The organism is Dyella marensis (assembly GCF_900112865.1).
Classification (GTDB): Bacteria; Pseudomonadota; Gammaproteobacteria; order Xanthomonadales; family Rhodanobacteraceae; genus Dyella_D; species Dyella_D marensis_A.
Window position 1 is genome coordinate 70,298 of the sequence record NZ_FONH01000010.1, and the last position, 24,116, is coordinate 94,413.

The 24,116-nt window shown below is 68.9% G+C and carries 23 protein-coding genes; 14 read left to right on the top strand and 9 right to left on the bottom strand.

What is annotated here, in order from left to right:
- Window positions 1–82 precede the first annotated feature (82 nt).
- The 8 genes from dld to rph form a co-directional block, all read right to left on the bottom strand.
- Window positions 83–1,795, bottom strand: coding sequence for a D-lactate dehydrogenase (dld, locus tag BM172_RS14035; protein ID WP_026633827.1), 1,713 nt, complete (start codon window positions 1,793–1,795; stop codon window positions 83–85).
- A complete protein-coding gene (locus BM172_RS14040) occupies window positions 1,795–3,099 on the bottom strand; it encodes an MFS transporter (RefSeq protein WP_035322415.1) in 1,305 nt (434 codons plus the stop codon). Before BM172_RS14040 ends, dld begins: the two co-directional genes overlap by 1 nt.
- Before the next feature lie 121 nt (window positions 3,100–3,220).
- On the bottom strand, window positions 3,221–3,598 hold the full coding sequence (locus BM172_RS14045; protein ID WP_026633826.1) for a PilZ domain-containing protein: 378 nt from the start codon (window positions 3,596–3,598) through the stop codon (window positions 3,221–3,223).
- A complete protein-coding gene (locus BM172_RS14050; RefSeq protein WP_026633825.1) occupies window positions 3,595–5,802 on the bottom strand; it encodes a DUF1631 family protein in 2,208 nt (735 codons plus the stop codon). The genes BM172_RS14045 and BM172_RS14050 overlap by 4 nt, the downstream gene beginning before the upstream one ends.
- A 99-nt stretch (window positions 5,803–5,901) precedes the next feature.
- The gene (locus BM172_RS14055) at window positions 5,902–7,011 is read right to left on the bottom strand and encodes a DUF1631 family protein (protein WP_081805024.1); all 1,110 of its coding nucleotides are present in this window, start codon (window positions 7,009–7,011) and stop codon (window positions 5,902–5,904) included.
- 89 nt (window positions 7,012–7,100) lie between these two features.
- Window positions 7,101–8,267, bottom strand: a complete 1,167-nt coding sequence (gene hemW / locus BM172_RS14060) for a radical SAM family heme chaperone HemW (protein ID WP_026633824.1) — start codon at window positions 8,265–8,267, stop codon at window positions 7,101–7,103.
- A 2-nt stretch (window positions 8,268–8,269) separates the two neighbouring features.
- On the bottom strand, window positions 8,270–8,878 hold the full coding sequence (rdgB, locus tag BM172_RS14065; protein WP_026633823.1) for an RdgB/HAM1 family non-canonical purine NTP pyrophosphatase: 609 nt from the start codon (window positions 8,876–8,878) through the stop codon (window positions 8,270–8,272).
- Between the two features lie 2 nt (window positions 8,879–8,880).
- The gene (gene rph, locus BM172_RS14070; protein WP_026633822.1) at window positions 8,881–9,612 is read right to left on the bottom strand and encodes a ribonuclease PH; all 732 of its coding nucleotides are present in this window, start codon (window positions 9,610–9,612) and stop codon (window positions 8,881–8,883) included.
- A gap of 92 nt (window positions 9,613–9,704) precedes the next feature.
- On the opposite strand from rph, the gene BM172_RS14075 reads away from it, so the two are divergent.
- From BM172_RS14075 to BM172_RS14105, 7 genes are all read left to right on the top strand, one after another.
- Window positions 9,705–10,565, top strand: a complete 861-nt coding sequence (locus BM172_RS14075; protein WP_026633821.1) for a YicC/YloC family endoribonuclease — start codon at window positions 9,705–9,707, stop codon at window positions 10,563–10,565.
- On the top strand, window positions 10,562–11,215 hold the full coding sequence (gene gmk / locus BM172_RS14080) for a guanylate kinase (RefSeq protein ID WP_051548351.1): 654 nt from the start codon (window positions 10,562–10,564) through the stop codon (window positions 11,213–11,215). The genes BM172_RS14075 and gmk overlap by 4 nt, the downstream gene beginning before the upstream one ends.
- A 95-nt stretch (window positions 11,216–11,310) precedes the next feature.
- Window positions 11,311–12,144 (top strand): ABC transporter ATP-binding protein, encoded by an 834-nt coding sequence (locus BM172_RS14085; RefSeq protein ID WP_026633819.1) that lies wholly within the window; start codon window positions 11,311–11,313, stop codon window positions 12,142–12,144.
- Window positions 12,141–12,908 (top strand): lipid asymmetry maintenance ABC transporter permease subunit MlaE, encoded by a 768-nt coding sequence (gene mlaE, locus BM172_RS14090; RefSeq protein WP_026633818.1) that lies wholly within the window; start codon window positions 12,141–12,143, stop codon window positions 12,906–12,908. The genes BM172_RS14085 and mlaE overlap by 4 nt, the downstream gene beginning before the upstream one ends.
- A gap of 58 nt (window positions 12,909–12,966) precedes the next feature.
- Window positions 12,967–13,839, top strand: a complete 873-nt coding sequence (gene mlaD, locus BM172_RS14095; RefSeq protein WP_026633817.1) for an outer membrane lipid asymmetry maintenance protein MlaD — start codon at window positions 12,967–12,969, stop codon at window positions 13,837–13,839.
- Window positions 13,840–13,891: 52 nt separating this feature from the next.
- Entirely contained in the window at window positions 13,892–14,560 is a 669-nt protein-coding gene (locus BM172_RS14100) for an MlaC/ttg2D family ABC transporter substrate-binding protein (protein WP_026633816.1), read from the top strand.
- Window positions 14,557–14,853 carry an STAS domain-containing protein gene (locus BM172_RS14105; RefSeq protein ID WP_026633815.1) on the top strand — a complete coding sequence of 99 codons (297 nt, stop codon included), beginning with the start codon at window positions 14,557–14,559 and terminating at the stop codon, window positions 14,851–14,853. Before BM172_RS14100 ends, BM172_RS14105 begins: the two co-directional genes overlap by 4 nt.
- 60 nt (window positions 14,854–14,913) lie before the next feature.
- Here BM172_RS14105 and BM172_RS14110 read toward each other — a convergent pair whose 3' ends face one another.
- Entirely contained in the window at window positions 14,914–15,759 is an 846-nt protein-coding gene (locus tag BM172_RS14110) for an MlaA family lipoprotein (protein WP_026633814.1), read from the bottom strand.
- A gap of 211 nt (window positions 15,760–15,970) precedes the next feature.
- Between BM172_RS14110 and rpoZ the strand changes: the two genes are divergently transcribed.
- The 7 genes from rpoZ (at window position 15,971) to BM172_RS14145 (ending at window position 24,100) form a co-directional block, all read left to right on the top strand.
- Entirely contained in the window at window positions 15,971–16,261 is a 291-nt protein-coding gene (rpoZ, locus tag BM172_RS14115) for a DNA-directed RNA polymerase subunit omega (protein WP_026633813.1), read from the top strand.
- A gap of 130 nt (window positions 16,262–16,391) precedes the next feature.
- On the top strand, window positions 16,392–18,578 hold the full coding sequence (locus BM172_RS14120) for a RelA/SpoT family protein (protein WP_428844770.1): 2,187 nt from the start codon (window positions 16,392–16,394) through the stop codon (window positions 18,576–18,578).
- Window positions 18,579–18,631: 53 nt separating this feature from the next.
- Window positions 18,632–19,015 (top strand): RidA family protein, encoded by a 384-nt coding sequence (locus tag BM172_RS14125; RefSeq protein WP_026633811.1) that lies wholly within the window; start codon window positions 18,632–18,634, stop codon window positions 19,013–19,015.
- An 82-nt stretch (window positions 19,016–19,097) separates the two neighbouring features.
- Window positions 19,098–21,212, top strand: a complete 2,115-nt coding sequence (recG, locus tag BM172_RS14130) for an ATP-dependent DNA helicase RecG (RefSeq protein WP_026633810.1) — start codon at window positions 19,098–19,100, stop codon at window positions 21,210–21,212.
- Window positions 21,213–21,283: 71 nt separating this feature from the next.
- Complete coding sequence (locus BM172_RS14135) at window positions 21,284–22,216, top strand: nucleoside hydrolase (protein WP_026633809.1); 933 nt, start codon at window positions 21,284–21,286, stop codon at window positions 22,214–22,216.
- Window positions 22,217–22,309: 93 nt separating this feature from the next.
- Window positions 22,310–22,555, top strand: a complete 246-nt coding sequence (locus BM172_RS14140) for a type B 50S ribosomal protein L31 (protein ID WP_026633808.1) — start codon at window positions 22,310–22,312, stop codon at window positions 22,553–22,555.
- A 249-nt stretch (window positions 22,556–22,804) separates the two neighbouring features.
- Window positions 22,805–24,100 (top strand): citrate synthase, encoded by a 1,296-nt coding sequence (locus BM172_RS14145; RefSeq protein ID WP_026633807.1) that lies wholly within the window; start codon window positions 22,805–22,807, stop codon window positions 24,098–24,100.
- Window positions 24,101–24,116: the final 16 nt, after the last annotated feature.

Below are 24,116 nucleotides of genomic sequence, written 5' to 3' on the forward strand. Positions count from 1 at the left end.
GCGGACGATGGCCGCGCGGGCCGATAAGCGTCACATGATCGCGCGCGGGCGTGGCCGCCGCCAGCCTGGATGCGGCCGGGCGCTAGGGCCGGTCGCGATACATCGCGGACTTCGACGCCCCGCCGATGCCGGGATTGAAACAGTTGCAGGGATCCAGCCCGGCATAGAAGCCGGCCAGCGCGGGCTTGGCCCGGTACTGGTGCCCGACGTTGTGCTCGGCCGGATATTCGGCGCCGCGCCGGTCGAGCAGGGCGAGCAGCTCGTGCTTGACTGCCGCGCAGTCATGGCCCTTGGCGACGAGGTAGTCCTGGTGGAAGACATGGCACAGGAAGTGCCCGTAGTAGAGCTTCAAGCGCAGCCTGCGCTCGATCGGTTCCGGCAGGCGTTCGAACCAGTCGCGGTCGTTGCGGCGCAGGGCGATGTCGAGCGCGACGATGTCCTCGACCTCATGCGGATGGACCGCGCGATAGCGCACCGCCGCGCTGGCCGCGGCGAAGCGGTGCAGGAAGGCCTTGCGGCCTTCCGCTTCGGTGCATTCGAAGTACGCGCCGTCGGCGGACGAAAAATGTTCGGACAGAAACCGGTGCGCTTCGTCGGCACCTGCGGCCGATACCTTGAGCAGCAGGTGGTGCTCGTAGCGGTCGCGATAGCTGGCGATGCGCTCCGGCAGATGATCCGGCAGGCGCTCGCTGAGCCACTGCAACACGCGGTCGGCCAGGTGCGCGGGCACGAAGCCGAGGCGCTCGAACAGCGCGTCGCAGCGCGTCTTCAGCTGGAACAGCAGCGGCATACGGGCGGTGCCGAGCCAGTCGATCGCCAGGAACAGATCCTTGCCGTACCTGCGCGCGATATCGAAGGCATCGCGATGCAGGTACTCGGCGGCGATCGGCAGCTGCGCGAAATCCGCCAGCACGTGGCGCCGCAGCGCGGTCAGCGCGGCGGTGTCGTTGGCGCCGATGTAGAACACCCTGGCGTCCCGCTCCGCCGCGAACGTATCCAGGCGCACCGCAAACACCATGAGCTTGCCCGCGCAGCCGGAAGCTTCGAACAATCGCCGCGGATCGGCGTTGAAGCGCGCGGGCGTGACGGCGTCGATATCGCGGACATGGCTGGCGTAGTCGCCATCCGACGCCGCCGCGCCGGCATGGATGTCGTGCTCGCCGAAGCGGCCGGACTCGATGCGCGACAGGATTTCCTCCGGCGCGCTGCCGAGTTCGATGCCCAGGTGGTTGACCAGGCGGAGCTCGCCTGCCGCATCGACGGCCGCGTAGATCGCCAGCTCCGTATACGCCGGTCCGCGCTGCACCAGCGAACCGCCCGAGTTGTTGCAGACGCCGCCCAGCACCGAGGCGCCGATGCAGGACGAGCCGATCACCGAATGCGGCTCGCGCCCGAGCGGTTTCAAGGCGCGCTCGAGCTGATCCAGCGTTGCACCGCCGAGGCAGACCACCTGGCGCCCGCCGTCGATCAGGTGAATGCGCCGGATGCGCGTCGTGCTGACGATGACGACCGGGCGATCGTAGTCGTCGCCATCGGGCGTGGAGCCGCCGGTCAGCCCGGTATTGGCCGCCTGGGTGATGACCACGGCGCGCGCGGCGACGCAGGCGGCGAGCGCGCGCCACTGCTCGACCAGGTTGCCGGGACGGATCACGGCCAGCACGCGGCCGCTGCCGAAGCGATAGCCCTGGCGGTAGCGGCGTGTCTCGATGTCGCCGACCAGCACGTGGCGTGCACCGGCGATCTCGCGCAATGCTGCAAGCAAGGTTGCGCCGGCCTGGTCGGGCGGGGCCGGCATCAGGCGCGCATCCGCGCTGGCGCTTTCGCGGCGCTGCCGAGCAAGGCGAGCGCCGCGCCGAGCAGCAGTGCCACCGCGACCACCCATAGCCCGGCGTTCGTGCTGTGGGTGAGGTCCTTCATCCAGCCGATGATCGACGGGCTGACGAAGCCGGCCAGGTTGCCGATCGAATTGATCATCGCGATGCCGGCCGCCGCCGCGGTGCCGGCCAGCACGCTGCTCGGCCAGGTCCAGAACACCGGCATGGTCGACAGCACGCCGGCCGTGCCGAGCGACAGCGCGATCAGGCCCAGGACCAGCTCGCTGCCGCACAGCGTGCTCGCGTACAGGCCGGCGGCGCCGGCGATGCTCGCCGCGGCGAGATGCCAGCGGCGTTCGTTATGCCGGTCGGAGCTGCGCGCGAGCAGGATCATCGACACCACCGCCACGGCATAGGGGATCGCGGTCAGCAGGCCGACATCGAGCGCATCGTCGACGCCGGCCGCGGCGATCAGCGTGGGCAGGTAGAAGCTCACGCCGTACAGGCCCATCATGCAGCAGAAGTAGATGGCCGCCAGCCGCCACACGCGAACGTCCGCCATGACGCTGCGCAGCGATGCCTCGCTGCCGGCCTGCGGGTCGCCGGCCAGGCGGTCTTCGAGGAGCTGTTTTTCCCGCGCATCGAGCCAGCTCGCGGAGCGGATCCCGTTGGGCAGCACGAACGGCGTGGCGATGCCCAGCGCCAGCGAGGGCAGCGCTTCGAGCAGGAACAGCCACTGCCAGTTCGCCAGGCCGTGCACGCCGCCGAACGCATGCATGATCCAGCCGGACAGCGGGCCGCCGAGCACGCCAGCGATCGGAATGCCGGTCATGAAAAGTGCGTTCATGCGGCCGCGGCGCGCTGAGGGATACCAGTAGGTCAGGTACAGCACGATGCCCGGAAAGAATCCCGCCTCGGCGACGCCGAGCAGGAAGCGCAGGACATAGAACGCTGTCGGCGTGGTCACCAGCATGGTGGCCGCCGAGACCAGCGCCCAGCTCACCATGATGCGGCTGATCCACAGGCGCGCGCCCAGGCGGTGCAGCAGCATGTTGCTGGGCACCTCGAACAGGAAATAGCCGATGAAGAACACGCCTGCGCCGAGCCCGTACACCGCTTCGCTGAAGTGCAGGTCGCTCAGCATCTGCAGCTTGGCGAAGCCGATGTTGACGCGGTCGAGATAGGCCGCGACGTAGCAGATGAACAGGAACGGCAGCAGGCGCAGCGTCACCTTGGCGTAGGTGGCGGTCTCCAGCTCCGTGACAGGGTGCGGGGCGGTGGGCATGGCTCGGTTCCTGATTCGTGCGCGATGGGGCGTCGCGACCGAGTTTGGTGGTTCACAGGAAATCCGCACCACTATGGCGCAGCAGGAAGGCGCAGTTTGGGATTATTCGCACTGAGTAGGATTATTCCTTGCCACCCGGCAAGGCCAGCCAGGCCTCGAGCAGCGCCGCGTCGGCCGGACTGATCGAGACGATGCGAAAGCCCGACCACACCTGCCCGGGCGTCGCCGCCGCGTCGTGCCATTGCTCCTGCACGCCCAGTTCGATGCTCAGCGGCGAGGTGTTCGCGCCGGGGAAGCTGAGCCCCGGCAGGCCCAGGCTCACCTGGTACACCGCCTCGGGGCGTGGCGCCCCGGGCCCGATCAGCAGCATGCCGGTGGCGGAGAGATTGCCCAGGTGGCCGAGGAAGCGGTCGTTGATGACGTCGGTCACCGCCACCGTGTAGTTGGCGCGCTTGCGCAGGGCGCGGCGCTGTTCGATCGCGCTGGCGGATGTGTTCACTGGCGGCCTCCGGCATGCGCGGCGCCGGGCCGCAGGTTCTCCATCAGCGCGCGCAGCCCGCGGTCGAACAGGTTCTCGCGCGGGGCGATCGCTTCGCGCGCGCGGCCCTGCACGATGTCGCGCGCCAGCTGTTCCAGCGCCTGTTCGTCGCCGCGCGTGCCGCGCCGGGTGACGAACAGGCAGCGTCCGGACACGGTCGAGTACCAGGCCAGCTTCTGCGTCCTGGCGACCTGGCCGGCCTCGTCGAGGAAATCGAACCAGGTGCCGAACGGCAGCGTCAGCAGCCGCGCACGCACACGCCGTTCTTCTTCGCTGGGCGGTTCGGCCGCCTTGGCCGGTTCCGGCAGCGGTGCCGCTTCGGTGGCCTGGTGCTCGCCCAGGCGCTGGTGCTGTTTCAGCTTCATCGCCACGCCGGTGGCGGAGAGACCGTCGTCGCTTGCCGCGGCGTCGTCCGGGTTGCCGAGCAGGCGCCGGGCGACCTGGGCCGCTTCCTCGGCCTGCATGCCGATCTGCTGCAGGCCGGTCTGGATATCGTCGAGCAAGGCATTGCGGTCGTCGACCGGCGCCAGGCCGAGCAACTGGTCGGTGATGCGCAGGCGCGCGGCGAAGGTGTCGCTCTCCTCGCCGTTGCGCAGCAGGGTCAGCGCGAGCACGTCCGACCAGGCGCGTTCGAGCAGGGTGCGCACCAGGCCGCGCGGCGGCGCGGCGCGGAAGCGCTCGGCCATCAGCTCCGCGGCGTGGCGGCGCGCGTGTTCCAGTCGCTCGCGGCCCTGCATGGCTTCGACCTGGCGCCGCTCGGTGGCCTGCGCCTTGCGCGAGAGCAGGGACAAGTGATGTTCGATATCGGTGAGCAGGCTGGTGTACAGCGCGGCGCTGGGCGGTTCCCGCTGCGCGCGCTCGGCCAGCTGGGTGAGCTTGGTGGCGAGCGAGCGGTCGGCATCGCTCTCGTTGCCGTCGAGCCAGTCGTGCGCGGCATCGGCCATGGCCGCCAGCAGGCGGCGCGCGGGATGCTCGCGCTGGTCGAACACGTCGCGGTCGGCCAGCGCCATGCGCAGCAGCGGCACTTCCCATTCGCCAAGCAGGCGATAGGCATGGCTGTCGTGCTGCATCGCGCTGGTCATCTGGTCGAACAGCAGCGCCACCAGCTGCACGGTGTCGTCCTGGCGCGCGCTCAGCGAGAGCTTCGGCGCCGAAGTCTCGGTGCCGGCATTGAGCAGGGCCAGCAACTGGTCGCGCAGCTGCGTGGCCTGGCCTCCGGCAGCGACGCGCTGCGCCGCATGCGCGAGCGGCGCCTGCAGCGCGGCGAGCAGGTGTTGCAGCTGGTCGTCGCTCAATGCCTGGCCCGCGGGCGCCGGCGGCGGCGCGACCGCGCGCTGCAGCGCCAGCAGTTCGCGCAGCATGTCCAGCACGTTGTCGCCCAGTTCCAGCGGCGGCGGCGCCGCGCCGGCGGGCACGCTGCCCGGCACGGCCGGGGTGGGGATGCGCAGGCCGCGGCCCTCGCCGGGCCGCGCCACGCGATAGGCGTGCAGGTGCGGCAGGATGCCTTCGCCGGACAGGTGCTGGTTGACCGTTTCGTACAGCGAAGCCAGGTGCCGCACCACCATGTGGTCGAACGCGTCCAGCAGCAGCAGGCGATGGCGGATCGGCAGTTCCCAGTCGCGCAGGGCATCCAGGAAGCAGCGCGACAGCGACTGCGCGCCCAGCGGCAGGTCCTCGCCTTCCAGCGGCGGCAGGCTGGTCAGCGCGCCGTATCGGTAACTGAGCTCGAACAGCATCGGCGCATGCCGCGCTTCGCTGCGCACGCCGGCCTGTTCCAGCGCGGCGCGCTCGTCGTCCTCGCCGTCGTCCAGCAGGGACAGCGTGAGCGGAGCATCGCTCTGGGTCCTGGAGCCGAGCTGCTCGAAGCGCCCGGCCAGTTCGGCGAAGAAGCGCCGCTCGAGCATCTCGCGATGGTTCTGCAGCCGCACGCGCACGCTCATGTGCACCTGCTGGTCCATGTAGTTGCGGGCCTGCTCGGCCTGTCCGAACAGCTTGTGCTCGGCATCCAGCAGGCAGGCGCGCAGCGGCGCCTCCAGCCAGCTCTCGCACAGCGCGTGGGTTTCCTCGACCAGGCGGCGCACGCGCGGGCTCCAGCCCCCGTGGCCGTCGGGACGCTCGCCCTGGCCGGGCGCAAGCGGTAGGCGTCGACCCTGTTCGACATCCATGGAAGTTCCGCCCGTTTCCCCTGTAGACGGAGCGCAGTCTAGGCCCGCCGCGGCGGGCCTGCCATCGGCCGAACGTGCAGGCCGGATGACAGGCCCGGCTCAGTCCCCGCTGCCGGGCGGGGCCAGCCAGGTGTCGAGCCGCTCGGCATCGGCGGGGCTGATCGAGACGATGCGAAAGCCCGCCCAGACCTGGCCCGGCGCGGCGGCCGCGTCCTGCCATTGCTCCTGGATCCCCAGTTCGAGCGGCGGCGCCGTGCCGGTGCCGGGCAGGCGCAGGCTGACCTGGTAGACGGCGTCGCTGCGCGGTACCGCGTGGCTGATCAGCTGCAGACCGGTGGCGGAGAGGTCGCCGAGCCGGCCGATCGGGCGGTCGTGGATGAGATCGCACACGGCCACGGCCTGGTCGATCTTCCCGCGCTCCGCCCGGTGTCGCTCACCGGCCGGTCCGGCGTCCGCCGCGTCGGCAGGGACGTGTGGCCGCGGGTCCTCGCCGGGACGGGCAACGCGGTAGGCGCGCAGGTACGGCAGCACGCCTGCATCGATGAGGTGCTGGTTGATCGTTTCGTACAGCGGCAGCAGCTCGCGCACCACGGCATGGTCGAATGCGTCCAGCAGCAGCACGCGATGGGCGGCCGGCAGTTCCCATTCGCGCAAGGCGTCGAGGAAAGCGAGGGACTGCGCCTGCGCGCTGAGCGGGAGCTTGTCGCCGGCCAGCGGCGGCTGGGCGGCGAGGGCGGCGAAGCGGTAGCCGAGCTCGAACAGCGTCGATGCATGCCGCGCCTCGCTGCGTGCAGCGACCTGTTCCAGCATGGCGTGCTCGTCGGTTTCGTCATTGTCCAGCAGCGACAACGTGGCGGACAGCGCCAGCGGCATGGGCGCCGCGGTGTTGTCGACCGTAGCGCCGATCTGCTCGAAGCGTTTGATCACTTCGCTGCGGAAACGCTGTTCGATCGCATCCCGATAGCTTTGCAGCCGTTGGCGCGAACTGATGTAAGCCTGCTGTTCGGTATGACCGGGCGCCAGCCAGGACTGCTCGAACAGCTTCTGCTCCGCGTCCAGCAGGCAGGCCAGCAGCGGCGCTTCCAGCCAGCTGGCGTACAGCGCGTGGGTCTGCTCGATCAGGGCGCGCGCACGCGCGCCCCAGACCATGTTGGCGTGCGCGCGCTGGCCTGGCGCCGGCGCCGCATGTCGCTCCGGGGTAATGCTCATGAAGATTCTGCCGGTTGCTCTTGACGATGCAGATCACACTAGGCCCGTGCGGCGGGCGTGTGAGCGGCGGACGCCGGGAACCGGACGGATCAGTCCAAGAAGGAAGCGATCACATCGTTGAGGAAGCGCTGGCCCAGCGCAGTGGTGCGCAATCGAGTGGGATCGTCTTGCAGCCAGCCGCGTTGGTGACAGCGGTCGAGCGCGATCGCGATGCGTTCCAGCGGCAGGCCGGTGCGCGCCTCGAACGCGTCCATCGGCACGCCGTCGATCAGGCGCAGCGCGTTGAGCATGTATTCGAACGGCAATTCGTCGTCGCTCACCGCCTGGTCGCCGCCGATGCGGCCGGGGCCGCCGGCCGCTTCCATCCAGGCGCGCGGATGACGCGTCTTCCAGCGCCGGCGGACTTGCCCGGCGCCCGCATCGCTGAGCTTGCCGTGCGCGCCAGCGCCGATGCCGAGGTAATCGCCGAACTGCCAATAATTGAGGTTATGCGCGCAGCGCCGGCCGGGGCGTGCGTAGGCGGAGATTTCGTACTGGCCGTAGCCGGCCGTGGCCAGCGCCTGTTCGCAGGCTTCCTGCATCGCCCAGGCGTGGTCGTCGTCCGGCAGCGGCGGCGGGTTGGCGGCGAAGGCGGTGTTCGGTTCCAGCGTGAGCTGGTAATGCGAGATGTGCGTGGGCGCCAGGGCAACGGCGCGCGCCACGTCGGCGAGCGCGCCGTCCAGCGTCTGCTCGGGCAGGGCGTACATCAGGTCCAGGTTGATGTTCGCGTAGCCGGCATCCTGCGCGGACTTCACCGCGGCCGCGGCCTCGGCGGCGGAATGGATGCGGCCCAGGCGGCGCAGCTTGTCGTCGTCGAAGCTCTGGATGCCGAACGACAGGCGGTTCACCCCGGCGGTGAGATAGCCGTCGAAGCGGCCGTGCTCCACCGTGCCGGGATTGGTCTCCAGCGTGATCTCCGCCTCGCCGGCCAGCGGCAGCCGCTCGCGCACGCCGTCGAGGAAGCGCGCGATCAGTTCCGGCGCGAACAGGCTGGGCGTGCCGCCGCCGAAGAAGATGCTGCGGACCGGACGGCCTTCCAGCGCGGCGGCGAAATCGCTGCGATCCGCATCGAGATCGGCCAGCAGCAGTTCCACGTAGCGCTCGTACGGCGGCGGCTCGCCGCGCAGGCCGTGCGAGTTGAAGTCGCAGTACGGGCACTTTTTCACGCACCACGGCATGTGCACGTACAGCGACAGCGGCGGTGCGGCCAGCGGCATGCTCAGGTCCGGTCGCGCTGCCAGCCGGCCAGGCGGGCGTGCAGCACGGCGAGCGCCTGGCCGCGGTGGCTGAGGCGGTTCTTGGTGGCCGGATCGAGCTCCGCCGCGCTTTGCGCCAGGCCGTCCGGCAGGAACAACGGGTCGTAGCCGAAGCCGCCCGGGCCGCGCAGCGCGTCGAGCACGCGGCCGTGCCAGCGGCCTTCGGCGATCAGCGGGGCGGGATCGTCCGCATGGCGCACCAGCGCCAGCACGCAGATGAAGAAGGCGCCGCGCCGTGCCTCCGGCACGCCTTCCATTTCGCGCAGCAGCTTGGCGTTGTTCGCCGCCGAGTCGCCATGCCCGCCGCTGTAGCGCGCCGAGTACAGGCCCGGCGCGCTGCGCAGGTGGTCCACGCAGATGCCGGAGTCATCGGCCAGCGCGGGCAGGCCGGTGACGGCCGCGGCATGGCGCGCTTTCAGCAGGGCGTTTTCGATGAAGGTAAGGCCGGTCTCGTCCGCGTCGGCCACGCCCAGGCTGGCCTGCGCGACCACTGCCAGGCCGACATCGGCGAACAGCTGGTTGAACTCGGCGAGCTTGCCGGGGTTGCTGCTGGCGAGAACGATGCGATCCATGCTCAGCCCTGCGCCAGCGCGGCGCGCTGCGCGGCGACCAGCTCGCCGATGCCCTGGTCGGCGAGCCTCAGCAGGCTGTCCATTTCGTCGCGGCGGAAGGCGTGGCCCTCGGCGGTGCCCTGCACCTCGATGAAGCCGCCGCCGTCATTCATCACCACGTTCATGTCGGTATCGCAGCTGGAGTCTTCGGCGTAATCCAGGTCCAGCACCGGCATGCCCTGGTAGATGCCGACCGAGACCGCGGCGATCGCGCCGAATACCGGGTTGCGGCGCAGGTTCTCGCGCTTCATCAGCACGTTGACGGCATCGACCAGGGCCACGTAGGCGCCGGTGATGGCGGCGGTGCGGGTGCCGCCGTCGGCCTGGATCACGTCGCAGTCCAGGGTGATCACGCGCTCGCCCAGGGCCTGGCGGTCCACGCAGGCGCGCAGGCTGCGGCCGATCAGGCGCTGGATTTCCTGGGTGCGCCCGCCCTGGCCGCCGCGGGCGGCTTCGCGCTGGGTGCGGCTGGAGGTGGCGCGGGGCAGCATGCCGTATTCGGCGGTGACCCAGCCCTCGCCCTTGCCGCGCAGCCACGGCGGCACGCGGTCCTCGACGCTGGCGGTGCACAGCACGCGGGTGTCGCCGAAGCTGACCAGCACGGAGCCTTCCGCGTGGCGGGTGTAGTGGCGTTCGATGGTGACGGGGCGCAGCTGGTCGCTGGCGCGGCCGCTCGGGCGGCTGACGGCATTCATGGGGTGCAGTGGCCTGATTGGGCAAGGCAGGGCGGGAGAGTTTACCATTGCGCCCTTTCCGGCCGCCCGCGGCTGCTGATAAGGCCTCTTCCATGATCCGCAGCATGACCGCCTACGCCTTCGCCGAGACCACCGGTCCGGTCGGTGCCCTCAGCTGCGAGCTGCGCACGGTCAACCACCGTTACCTGGAATTGAGCCCGCGCCTGCCGGACGACCTGCGCGCTTTCGAGAGCGCCCTGCGCGAGCGCATCGCGGCGCGCCTGTCGCGCGGCAAGGTGGACCTGACCGTGCGCCTGCGCGGCGAGGCCCGTGGCGACGCGCTGCAGGTCAACCATGCCGTGCTGGGCAAGCTGTCGGAACTGTCGATGGACCTGGAGGCGCGTTTCCCGCGCCTGCAGATCGAGTTCACCGAGCTGCTGCGCTTCCCGGGCGTGCTGCAGCAGGCCGAGGTGGACCAGGACCAGCTGCAGGACGCGCTGTTCGGCGTATTGGACGACGCGCTGGCCGCGCTGACCGCCACCCGCGAACGCGAGGGCGCCAAGCTGGGCGCGATCCTGGGCGAGCGGCTGGACGGCATCGAGCGCATCGTCGGCGAGGTGCGTACCTGGATGCCGCAGATCCGCGAAGGCCTGCGCGCGCGCCTGGAGCAGCGCCTGGCCGACCTCAAGCAGCCGGCCGACCCCGGCCGCCTGGAACAGGAACTGGTGCTGCAGCTCACCCGCGTCGACGTCGACGAGGAGCTCGACCGCCTCGCCACCCACATCGCCGAAGCCCGCCGCGTGCTGGGCCTGAAGGAGCCGGTCGGCCGCCGCCTCGACTTCCTCATGCAGGAGTTCAATCGCGAAGCCAACACCCTGGGCTCCAAGTCGATTGATGCGCGCAGCACCAACGCGGCGGTGGAGCTGAAAGTGCTGATCGAGCAGATGCGCGAGCAGGTGCAGAACATCGAATGAGCACGAGCGACTCCGCCCGTTCCAGGCAAGAGACCACGTTGGAAGGCACCCTCTTCGTGGTCGCCGCGCCGTCCGGCGCCGGCAAGTCCACCCTGGTCAATGCCTTGCTGGAGCGCGAGCCGGCGATCTCGCTGTCGATCTCGCACACCACCCGGCCGCCGCGGCCGGGCGAGCAGTACGGGCGGCACTACTACTTCGTGGAGCGCGCGGAGTTCGAGCGCGAGATCGCCGACGGCATCTTCCTGGAACATGCCGAAGTGCACGGCAATCTCTATGGCACCTCGCGCACCACCGTGTCCGGCCTGCTGTGCCAGGGCCGCGACGTGCTGCTGGAAATCGACTGGCAGGGCGCGCGGCAGATCCGCAGATCCAAGCCGGACTGCGTCAGCGTCTTCATCCTGCCGCCGTCGCGGGTGGAGCTGGAGCGGCGCCTGCGCGGGCGCGCGTCGGACAGCGCCGAGGTGATCGAGCGCCGGCTGCACAATTCGCGCGAGGAGATCGCGCATGCCCACGAGTTCGACTACATCATCGTCAACGACAGCTTCGACGAAGCTCTTGGTGACCTGCAGTCGATCGTGCACGCGGTGCGCCAGCGCAGCCAGCTGCAGTGGCGCCGGCACGAGACGCTGATCGCCGAGCTGTTGGCCTGAACGCCAGGCATCGGACCGTCCGGGGCACTTTTTTCGCATAGCCTTCATGGCCGTCTTCGGCTAATTTGGGCCACTTTCCCCTGGCAGCTTCGCCCATGACCGACTCCGTCCGCGCCAAGCCCGACGACAGCGCCATCGTGCGCGTCCGTGGCCTGACCACGGTGCTCAACGGCAAGACCATCTTCGACGCGCTGGACCTGGATATCCCGCGCGGCAAGGTCACCGCCATCATGGGTCCCAGCGGCACCGGCAAGACCACCCTGCTCAAGCACATCACCGGCCAGATGCGCGGCCAGTCGGGCGAGGTGTGGGTCGATGGCAGGAACGTGCCGGCGCTGCGGCGCGAGCAGTTGTTCGAACTGCGCGAGCGCATCGGCTACCTGTTCCAGAACTCGGCCCTGCTCACCGACTTCGACGTGTTCGAGAACGTGGCGTTTCCGCTGCGCCAGCACACCGCGCTGCCGGAAGTGCTGATCCGCAATATCGTCCTGACCAAACTGCAGGCGGTGGGCCTGCGCGGCGCCGCGCGGCTGCTGCCGAGCGAGCTGTCCGGCGGCATGGCGCGGCGCGTGGCGCTGGCGCGCGCGATCGTGTTCGACCCGATGCTGATCCTCTACGACGAACCCTTCGTCGGCCTCGATCCGATCGCGCTCAACCAGGTGCTGAAGCTGATCCGCACGCTCAACGAGACGCTCGGCATCACCAGCGTGCTGGTGGCGCACGAGCTGGCCGCGGTGCAGCAGGTGGCCGATCACGTGTACCTGATCGCCAACGGCAAGGTGGTGGCGCAAGGCGATCCCAAGACCATCGCCAGCGACGGCTCGCCGTGGACGCGGCAATTCTTCGGCGGCGAGGCCGATGGCCCGGTGCCATTCCAGTATCCGGCCGGCGACTACGCCGCCTCGCTCGGCTTCAAGGGGGGCGCATGAACGCGCCACGCGACAACATCGTCACCCGCTCGCTGGCCCAGATCGGCGATTGCGGGCTGTTCCTGCTGCAGATCCTGGCCGCCGTGCCGCGCAGCATGCGCCATGCGCGCGAGACCGTGCGGCAGCTGTGGTTCGTCGGCGCGATGAGCCTGATCATCATCATGGTCTGCGGCCTGTTCGTGGGCATGGTGCTGGGGCTGCAGCTGTACGACGTGCTGTCGATCTTCGGCGGCACCTCGGCCACCGGCACGGTGGTGGCGATCGCCATCTACCGCGAACTGGGGCCGGTGGTGACGGCGCTGCTGTTCGCCGGCCGCGCGGGCACCTCGGTGACCGCCGAGATCGGCCTGATGCGCGCCACCGACCAGATCGCCGCGATGGAAATGATGGCGGTCGATCCGATCGCCTACGTCGCGGTGCCGCGCTTCCTCGCCGGCATCATCGCCATGCCGCTGCTGTGCTGCGTGTTCTGCGCGCTGGGCATCTTCGGCGGCCACCTGGTCGGCGTGAGCTGGCTGGGCATCGACAACGGCACCTTCTGGTCGAACATGACCGCCACCGTCGACCTGGTGAAGGACGTGCTCAACGGCGTGCTGTGGAAGAGCATGGCGTTCGGCGGCGTGGTCTCGCTGATCGCCGTGTTCCAGGGCTACACCACGCCGCCGACCAGCGAGGGCGTGGCCTATGCCACGACGCGCACGGTGGTGGCCTCGTCGATCGCCATCCTGGCGCTGGACTTCGTGCTCACCGCCTTCCTGATGTGACTCCCATGACTACGCCACTGACTATTGCCATCACCCATTCGCCAACGAGGATCGTGCCGTGAGCCAGAGACCGTCCTATGCCGTCGGCACCGGCCTGTTCATCGTGCTCGGCTTCGCCGCGCTCGGTTACCTCGCCACGCAGACCACCTCGGTGGCCAATACCAGCCGCGGGCCGAGCTATACCGTCGAGGCGCACTTCGCCAACATCGGCCAGCTCAAGGAGCGCGCGCCGGTGAAGGTGGCGGGCGTGCGCATCGGCCAGGTGCAGTCGATCGTGCTCGATCCGGGCAAGGAGACCGCCGACGTCAAGCTGGCCATCGACCAGCGCTACGACAAGATCCCCGCCGACTCGGTGGCGACGATCTTCACCAGCGGCCTGCTCGGCGACCAGTACGTGGGCATCCAGTACGGTAGCTCGTCCAAGGCCCTGGCCAACGGCGGCACGCTCGCGCTGACGCGTCCCGCCCAGCAGCTGGAGGAAATGCTCGGCAAGTTCTTCGGCGCCGGCGGCGCGGCGGACAACCTGGGCGGCAGCTACACCGTCAAGGCGCGCTTCACCAATGTGGGCGCGCTGTCCGCGGGCGCACCGGTGAAGATGGCCGGCGTGGCGATCGGCAGCGTCAAGTCGGTGCAGGCCGATCCGGTCAAGCTGGACGCCCTGGTGGAGCTGTCGATCGACAAGAAATACGGCCAGATTCCGGACGACTCGGCCGCCGCGGTATTCACCAGCGGTTTGATCGGCACGCAGTACGTTGCGATCCAGCCCGGCGGCTCGCCGGATGCGCTGAAGGACGGTGACGAACTGGTGCTGACCCAGTCGGCCCTGCAGCTCGAAGACCTGATCGGCAAGTTCCTGGTCAACGGCTCGGGCGACAAGAAACCGGACGGCGCCCCCGCTTCCTCTTCCTCCTCCCCGGCCGGCAAGCGTTGAGCCGGCCGTCCCCCCAGCTCTGAATCAGGCTATTCCCAGGAGTTTCCCCATGATGCTGCGCAGTCTGGCTCTCGCCACCGCCATCGCCTTCACCGGCCTCGTCGCCGCCCCGATCCATGCCCAGGCCGCCGCGCAGGCGCCGGCTTCCTCGCAGACGCCCCAGCAGGTCGCGCAGAGCATCGTCGACCAGCTCGGCAAGGCTATCGACGGCCACCAGGCGGAGCTGAAGAAGGATAAGGAAAAGCTCATCTCGGTGATCGACGATGTGTTCCTGCCGCACTTCGACATCGACTACGCCTCGATCCTGGTGCTCGGCCAGCACGCCCGCGAAGCCACGCCGGAGAAGCGCGCCGAGTTCGCCCGCGCGTTCTACAACTCGATCACCCACCGTTACGCCGAAGGCCTGCTCAGCTACACCCAGGGCCGCGTGAAGGTGCTGCCGTTCAGCGGCGACCTCAACGACAAGCGCACCGTGGTGCGCACCCAGGTGGTGCTGGACGACGGCAAGACGGTCTCGGTGGACTACGCGTTCCGCAAGTCGCGTGACGGCGACTGGAAGGCCTATGACGTGATCATCGAAGGCATTTCCTACATCACCAACTACCGCAACCAGGTCGATGCCGAGATCCGCAAGGGCGGCCTCGACAATCTGATCAGCGACCTCAAGAACAAGGGCGCGGATGCGCTCAAGCAGATGGACAAGGACGGCAAGCAGGGATGAGCGCCGCCGCCTTCCAGGTGACGCGCGCCGCGCCGGATGCCTTGCAGGTGTCCGGCGCGCTGACCTTCGCCACCGCGGCGCAGGCGCTGGCCGCTATCGACGCGGCGGCGGCGGACGGCTGCCGCCAGGTCGACCTGGCCGGGGTCAGCCAGAGCGACAGCGCCGGCCTGGCCTGCGTGCTGGCGGTGCTGGCCAAGGCGGCGGAGCGCGGCCATGCGCTGGCGCTGCGCAACGTGCCCGAGGGCATGCAGGTGCTGGCCCAGGTGTGCGAGGTCGACCGGCTGCTCGCCTGAGGCGCGTCGCTGGCTGTTGTGGCAAAGAGAAAGGGGCCTTGCGGCCCCTTTTTTTGTACTTCAGTTCTGGCTCGGCTTCTGCGCCGCCGGCTGTTCCTGGGATTGCTTCTGTTCCCACTGGTGCTGCTCGTTGAGCAGTTCGTCCGGATCGAAGTTCTTTTCCTTCAGGCCCTGCATCTGCTCGATCACTTCCGCTGGCGGATTGCCGTCGTAGATCCGGTAGATGCGCTGCTGGCGATAGGCGTCGCGCAGGAACACGTAGGGGTCGTAGGCGGACTTCAGGAAGCTCTCGGCGTCGATCGCGCGCGAGCGGATCGTCACCAGGTAGAGCACCTGCGGGATGTAGTACTGGCCGTAGTGGAACTCGTGGTTGCGCGAGAAATAGCTCAGCGGATCGAAGAAGTAGCTGTCCACCGGCAGGCGCCAGACGTCGCGCACGGTGGTCGGGCCGACGAACGGCAGCATCAGGAAGTCGCCTTCGGGCACGCCCCAGCGGGCCAGGGTGACGCCGAAGTCGTTGTCTTCCAGCGGCAGGCCGAGCTGGCTGGCCGGGTCGAAGAAGCCGCCCACGCCCAGGGTAAGGTTGACCAGGAAGCGCCCCGTGCTGCGCGCGGCCTGCATCGGCCGGGCCTGCAGCAGGTCGTTCGCCACCGTGATCGGCATCTTGATATTGGTAAAGAAGTCGCTGACCGCGCGGCGCACCGGCGGATTGGTGACCTTGCGGTAGCCGACCGCCACCGGGCGGATGACGGCCTGGTCGAGCGAATCGTTGAACGCGTAGACCTTGCGGTTGAACTGCTCGTGCGGGTCGTCCGTACGCGGCTTGGCGATGCTGCAGCCGGCCAGCAGGGCGATCGCGAGCAGGGGTAGCAGGCGCAGCGCAAGGAGTCGGAGGGGGGAAGACATCGGTGTCGGGGGTCCTGTCCGCTGCGGAAGGTTAAGGGGAACGATTAAGTGTACTGCCTGGTTTTTATATTGTGTACAGCGGGGCGAGTCTTGCCGGTCGGCGCTGCAGGCCGGCTGAACCGGGCATGATACGTCCATGCTGCATTGCCAGCAAAGCGCCCCCTGGCTACACTGGCGACCTATAAGTCGCTTTATTCCCTAAGGATTTCACATGGCACGCATTACCGTGGAAGACTGCCTCGAGGTAGTCGACAACCGTTTCGAGCTGGTGCTGATGGCGACCAAGCGCGCCCGCCAGCTCGCCAAGGGTGCCGAGCCGGCAGTCAATCCCGATCACGACAAGCCGACCGTGGTCGCGCTGCGCGAGATCGCCGACCGCCGCATCGACCAGGCCACCATCGACGAGATCGACCGCGCCGAGCGCGAGCGCGCCGAGCGCGAAGCGCTGGAATGGGCCGCGGCCGAAGTCGACGACGACCTTTCCAAGGGCGGCGACGACTGATGGACGGAGCCGGCTGTAAACCTCGCCCCGCGCGCGCCGGCTTCGCCGGTGCCGGGCGCGGGTGCGCGAACGCCGGCTCTTCCTCGCTTCATCCCATCCGGCGCATGCACTGGCGCCGCGAGGTGGCTGCCTGAGCGGCGGCCAACGCCCCATGAGCACGACCACGCATCCCGAACCCGTGGATACGTCGTCGCTGCCCCCGTACGTGCTGGCGCTCAAGGAGCGCGTCGCCTATCTACCGCCCGAGCAGGTCGCGCGCGTGCTGCGCGCCTACGAGGTCGGCGCGCAGGCGCATGAAGGCCAGGCGCGCAAAAGCGGCGAGCCGTACATCACGCATCCGGTCGCGGTCGCCGGCATCCTCGCCGAGCTCGGCCTGGATGCCGAGACCATCATCGCGGCGATCCTGCACGACACGCTGGAAGACACCGCGCTCAGCCGCACCGAGCTTGCCGGCGAATTCGGCGAGACCGTGGCCGACCTGGTCGACGGCGTCACCAAGCTGGACAAGATGCGCTTCAGCAGCCGGCAGGAAGCCGACGCCGAAAGCTTCCGCAAGATGCTGCTGGCGATGGCGCGCGACCTGCGCGTGATCCTGATCAAGCTCGCCGACCGCCTGCACAACATGCGCACGCTCGGTGCCAAGGATGCCGACTCGCGTCGCCGCATCGCGCGCGAGACGCTGGAGATCTACGCGCCGATCGCGCAGCGCCTGGGCATGAACAAGTTCAAGGCCGAGCTGCAGGACCTGGGTTTCCGCGCCCTGCATCCGGACCGCTACCGCGTGATCAGCGAGCGCATCCGCGCCGCGCTGGGCAATCGCCGCGAGGCGATGGGCAAGATCGAGGCCGCGCTGTCGGCACGTCTTACTGGCGAGCACCTGGCTTCGCGCGTGCTCGGCCGCATCAAGTCGCCGTGGAGCATCTATTCGAAGATGCGCAGCGAGCATAAGAGCTTCGCCCAGCTGATGGACGTCTACGGTTTCCGCGTGGTGGTCGACAGCGCAATGAGCTGCTACGTCGCGCTGGGTGCGGTGCATTCGCTGTACAAGCCGGTGGATCGCCGCTTCAAGGATTTCATCGCGATCCCCAAGGCCAACGGCTACCAGTCGCTGCACACCGTGCTGCTGGGGCCGTTTGGTGCGCCGATCGAAGTACAGATCCGCACGGCCGAGATGGATTCGGTGGCCGAGCGCGGCGTGGCCGCGCACTGGGCCTACAAGACCGACAGCGGTCCCGCCAACAGCGCGCAGGCGCGGGCGCGCGAATGGCTGTCGTCGCTGGCCGACAGCCAGGCGAATACGGCCTCGTCGTCCGAGTTCATCGAGAACGTCAAGATCGACCTGTTCCCGGACGAGGTCTATCTGTTCACCCCGCGCGGCGACATCCTCTCGCTGCCGCGCAACGCCACGGCACTGGATTTCGCCTACGCGGTGCATACCGACGTCGGCGACCACGCGGTGGCCGCGCGCGTGGATAAGAAGCTGCTGCCGCTGCGCACGCGCCTGGAATCCGGTCAGCTGGTGGAGATCATCACCGCGCCGTCGGCGGTGCCCAATCCGGCCTGGCTGGAGTCCGTGGTCACCGGCAAGGCGCGCACGGCGATCCGCCAGTACCTGAAGCATCTGCAGCACGAGGACGCAGTCGACTTCGGTCATCGCATGCTCGATCGCGCGCTCGATGCGCAGGGCTCGAGCCTGGATGCGATCCCGGTCGCCGTGCTTGATCGTTTCCTGGAAGCGGCCAAGCTCAAGCGCCTGGAAGAACTGCTCGCCGACATCGCGCTGGGCAACCGCATGCCGGACGTGGTCGCCGGCCAGCTGCTCGCCGCGCGCGGCAAGCAGAAGGGCACCGCGGCGCCCACGCAGCATGCGGTGGAGAAGATCCGCATCACCGGCGCCGAGCGCGGTGTGCTGAGCTTCGGCAACTGCTGCCACCCGCTGCCGGGCGACGAGATCATCGGTTATCTCTCCACCGGCAAGGGCATCGTGGTGCACCGGATCGAATGCCCGAACGTGGTAGAGCTGCGCAAGTCGCCGGAGCGCTGCGTCGCCATCGAATGGGACCGCGACGTGCAGGGCGACTACCGTGCCGAGCTGCGCATCGAGGTCATCAACCGTCCGGGCGTGCTGGCCACGGTGGCAGCGGCGATCGCTGCGGCGAACTCGAATATCGAGAACGTGGAATACGTCGAGCGCGACAGCGCCGCGGCCACGCTGCTGTTCGCGCTGGAAGTGAAGAACCGCAAGCACCTGGCCGACGTGATCCGCCGCGTGCGCCGCACCGGCGTGGTGAGCGGCGCCTACCGCTATCCGCTTTAAGTCGCGTCCGCGCTTTCCTACACTTCGGGCTTTCCCCGTCCGAGGTTCCCGCGATGACCCGCAGCATCATCTCCACCGACAAGGCGCCGGCCGCGATCGGCCCGTACTCGCAGGCCGTGCGCGCCGGCAACACCGTGTACTTCTCCGGGCAGATCCCGCTGGATCCGGCCACCGGGAACCTGGTGCAGGGCGATATCGCGCTGCAGACCCGTCGCGTGTTCGACAACCTCAAGGCGGTGGCCGAGGCGGCGGGCAGTTCGCTGTCGGCGATCGTGCGCGTCGGTATCTACGTCACCGACCTGGCCAACTTCGCCACCGTCAATGCAGTGATGGCCGAATATTTCCAGGCGCCGTATCCGGCGCGCTCCACCATCCAGGTCTCGGCCCTGCCCAAGGGCGCCGAGGTGGAAGTGGACGCCGTGCTGGTGATCGACTGACCTTGCGGCGAGGCGTGCGCCGACACGTGGTGTCGCACGCCTCCGCTACGCCTTTGCCGGCGCCTCCGCTAGGCTTTCGGTGATGTCCGCTGCGCCCACGCCACCCGCCGTCCATGCTTCCAGGGATCCCGGCCTCGCGCCGGTGTCGTCCCTGCCTGGTGTCGGCCCGGCGCTGGCCGCCACCCTGGCCAAGCTGGGCCTGGAGCGCCTGCAGGACCTGTGGTTCCACCTGCCGTTGCGCTACGAAGACCGCACCCAGATCAGCACCATCGCGGAGCTGCACGTGGGCGACCGCGTCCAGGTCGAGGGCAAGGTGGAAGCGGTCGAGCGCGGCTTCCGCTACCGGCCGCAGCTGAAGGTGGCGATCAGCGACGATTCGCGCGAAACGCTGGTGCTGCGCTTCTTCCACTTCCATCGCGCCCAGGCCGAGCAGCTCAAGCCCGGTGTGCGCCTGCTGGTCTACGGCGAAGTGCGCCACGGCGCGCAGGGCCTGGAGATGGTGCATCCGCAGTACCAGCGGCTGGAAGGCGTGGCCGAGCCGGCGATGGAGGAGCGGCTGACCCCGGTCTATCCCACCACCGAAGGCCTGGGCGTGAAGCGGCTGGCCGGCGTGATCGCCAAGGCGCTGGCGCTGCTGCCGCCCGACCGGGAGCTGGAGCTGATTCCGCCTGACCTGGGCGCGCAACACGGCCTGACTTCGCTCCGTGACGCACTGCTCTATGTGCACCGCCCGCCGCCCGACGCACACCTTGGCCAGCTGACGCAGGGCCGGCATCCCGCGCAGCAACGCCTGGCCTTCGAGGAACTGCTGACCCAGCACCTCAGCCTCAAGCGCATGCGCGCCGCGGTGAAGCGGCGCCACTCGCCCGCGCTCGGCGGCGACGGCACGCTGCGCGCACGCCTGCTGGCAGGGCTGCCGTTCCGGCTTACCGGCGCGCAGCAGCGCGTCAGCGACGCCGTGGCCGTGGACATGGCTAGGACGCATCCGATGCTGCGGTTGGTGCAGGGCGACGTCGGCAGCGGCAAGACCGTGGTCGCCGCGCTGGCGGCGCTCGCGGCGGTCGAATCGGGCCATCAGGTCGCGCTGATGGCGCCCACCGAACTGCTGGCCGAGCAGCACCTGCGCAACTTCCGCCACTGGCTGCAGCCGCTGGGCGTGGAAGTCGAATGGCTGGCCGGCAAGGTCACCGGCAAGGCGCGCACGCGGGCGCTCGAACGCGTCGCCGCCGGCGCGCCGGTGGTGATCGGCACGCATGCGCTGATGCAGGAGGGCGTCGAGTTCGCGCGGCTGGGCCTGGTGATCGTCGACGAGCAGCATCGCTTCGGCGTGCAGCAGCGCCTGGCGTTGCGCGACAAGGGGCTGGAAGGCGACCAGGTGCCGCACCAGCTGGTGCTCACCGCGACGCCGATCCCGCGCACGCTGGCGATGAGCGCGTATGCCGACCTGGACGTCTCCTCCATCGACGAGCTGCCGCCGGGCCGCACGCCGGTGCAGACCATCGCCATCTCCAATGCGCGCCGCGCGGAAGTGATCGAGCGCATTCATGCGGCCTGTCACGAAGGCCGCCAGGTCTACTGGGTGTGCACGCTGATCGAGGAAACCGAACAGCTGCGCGCGCAGGCGGCGGAGGTGGCGCATGCGGAACTGTCGGCGGCGCTCGGCGACCGCAAGGTAGGCCTGATCCACGGCCGCATGAAGCCCAGGGAAAAACAGGCGGTGATGGACGCCTTCAAGCACGGCGAACTGGCCGTGCTGGTCGCCACCACCGTGATCGAGGTGGGTGTGGACGTACCCAACGCCAGCCTGATGGTGATCGAGAACAGCGAACGGCTCGGCCTGGCCCAGCTGCACCAGCTGCGCGGCCGCGTGGGCCGCGGCGCGGTTGCCTCCAACTGCGTGCTGCTGTACCAGCCGCCGCTGGGCATGCTGGCCAGGGAGCGCCTGCAGGTGATGCGCGATACCAACGATGGTTTCCGCATCGCCGAGAAAGACCTCGAGCTGCGCGGCCCGGGCGAAGTGCTCGGCACGCGCCAGACCGGCCAGCTCAGCTTCCGCATCGCCGACCTCTCCCGCGACGCGCACCTGCTGCCGGCGGTGCAGGAGGTCGGCGCGCAGATGCTGCGCCATCACGCCGGCCAGGCGGAGCGGCTGATCGAGCGCTGGATCGGTGGCGCGGCGCGTTATGCGCACGCGTAAGGGCAGGGCGCGATGACTTTTGCGTTCCGCGCTCGCCGCCGTAAGCTAGCCGGCTCATCCGAGGAAACCCCATGACCAAGCCCCAGCTGCTGATCGACACCGACCCCGGCGTGGACGACGCCCTCGCCATCCTGATGGCGCATGCCCACGCCGACATCGCCGGCCTGAGCATCGCCGCGGGCAACGTGGGCCTGGGGCATACCGTGCGCAATGCGCGCACGCTGGTCGATCTGGTCGGTGGCGGCGTGCCGGTGTTCGCGGGCTGCCCGACGCCACTGGTGCGCGGGCCGGAGGAGGACGCCGCCTTCGTGCACGGCGCGGATGGCCTGGGCGACGTCGGCTTCGCCGAGCCCGTCGCGACGGCCGAGGCGGAGCAGGCCGCGCTGGCGCTGCTGCGCCTCACCCGCGAGCGTCCGGGCGAGCTGACCCTGGTGGCACTGGCTCCGCTGACCAACGTGGCGCTGGCCCTGCGCCTGGATCCGACCCTGCCGCAGCGCGTGAAGCGCCTGGTGGTGATGGGCGGGGCGGTGACCGGCCTCGGCAACACCGGCAAGGTGCCGGCCGAGTTCAACATCGGCTTCGATCCCGAGGCCGCGCACGTGGTGTTCGAGGCCTTCCCGCAGTTCGAGCTGGTCGACTGGGAAGCCACCCTGCGCCATGCCTTCGACGAGCCGGAATTCGACGGCTGGCTCGATGCCGGCGACAAGCGCGCCGAGTTCTTCGGCCAGGTATTCCGCACCGCCCGCGCCTTCAATGCCAGCAGCAAGCGCCGGGGCATCATCGCGGCGGATGCGCTGGCGATGGCGGTGGCGATCGACCCGTCCATCGTCACCCGCAGCGAGGAGCGCCACGTGGCCATCGAGCTGGACGGCCGGCTCACCCGCGGCGCCACGGTGGTGGACTGGACCGGCCGCCTGGGCCATCCGGCCAATGCGCGGATCGTGCTGGAGGTGGACCAGGAACGCTTCGCGGCCATGGTGAGACGCGCGCTGGGCGCAGCCTGAGTGGCCCGGGCCGGGCAAGTCACTGACGTGCTTGCCCTTGGCGCGGGGAGGTCGCTATAATGCCGCTCTTTCGCCCATCGCTTTGAGTCCGTCATGAAGCCCGATATCCATCCGAATTACCGCCCGGTGGTGTTCCAGGACCTGTCGTCCGACTTCGCGTTCCTGACGCGTTCGACGATCGCGACCAAGGAAACCGTCAAGTGGCAGGACGGCAACGAGTACCCGCTGATCAAGGTGGATATCTCCAGCCATTCGCACCCGTTCTACACCGGCAAGCAGAAGACCATCGAAACCGGTGGCCGCGTGGACAAGTTCCGCCGCCGCTACGCGCAGAAGTAATCGCGCGACGCGTCAGCCAGTCTTATGACTGGCGGAGCTGCAAGGTCAGGTACATGGCATGGGGCGAGCGCAGGCTCGCCCCATGCTTTTTCGCGTCCGCCATCCGACCATTCGCCAAGGGATGTTCGCCGGGTGATGTGTGATAATGGGCGGCGTTGCATCGCGCCTTCCCCAGCGCGATGCGCTTATTTCCCCCGCCTGGCGCACCACCCCCGGTGACCGGCGGCGACATTCGCGAAGGAGGTTTCCGTGTCCGATACCAAGACCGTCAAGCTGGTGGATGAGTCGAACAACCGCAGCAGCGAGCTGCCCCTGCTGAGTGGCACGCTCGGTCCGGCCTGCGTCGACATCGGCAATCTGTACAAGGACACCGGCCACTTCACCTACGACCCGGGCTACGGCAGCACCGCCAGCACCAAGAGCGCGATCACCTACATCGACGGCGACCAGGGCGTGCTGCTGTACCGCGGCTACCCGATCGAGCAGCTGGCCGAGAAGTCGAGCTTCCTCGAGACCGCTTACCTGCTGCTCAACGGCGAGCTGCCCAGCAAGAGCGAGTTCGTCAAGTTCGAAGACGACATCACGCATCACACGATGATGCACGAGTCGCTCAAGGACTTCTTCAAGGGCTTCCACCACGACGCGCATCCGATGGCCATGCTGGCCGCCTCGGTGGCTTCGCTGTCGGCCTTCTACCACGACGACATCGACGTCGATGACGCGGAAGACCGCAAGCTGGCCGCGATCCGCCTGATCGCCAAGATGCCGACCATCGCCGCCGCCTGCTTCCGCTATTCGATCGGCTGGCCGTTCCGCTATCCGCGCAACAACCTCGAATACGTCGACCGCTTCCTGCACATGATGTTCGAGGTGCCGAGCGAGCCGCTGACGCTGAGCCCGGTCGCCGCCAAGGCGCTGGACCTGCTGTTCATCCTGCACGCCGACCACGAGCAGAACGCCTCCACCTCGACGGTGCGCCTGGTCGGCTCGACCGGCGCCAACCCGTACGCCTCCATCGCCGCAGGCATCACCGCGCTGTGGGGCCCGGCGCACGGCGGCGCCAACGAGGCGGTGCTGAAGATGCTCGAGGAGATCGGCACGGCCGACAAGGTCGAGACCGCGGTCAAGCGCGCCAAGGACAAGAACGACAACTTCCGCCTGATGGGCTTCGGCCATCGCGTGTACAAGAATTTCGACCCGCGCGCGAAGATCATCCGCGAGATGACCCACAAGGTGCTCGGCGAGCTCGGCGTCAACGACCCGCTGCTGGAAGTGGCGCTGAAGCTGGAAGAGGCGGCGCTGAAGGATGACTACTTCGTCGAGCGCAAGCTGTACCCGAACGTCGACTTTTACTCGGGCATCATCTACAAGGCGCTCAACATCCCGACCGAAATGTTCACCGTGATGTTCGCCATCGCCCGTACCGCCGGCTGGATCGCCCACTGGATCGAGCAGCACGAAACCCCCGGTGCGCGCATCGGCCGTCCGCGCCAGATCTACACCGGCGCCAACGTGCGCGACTACGTGTCGGCCGACAAGCGCTGAGCGCAGCGTCGCCGCA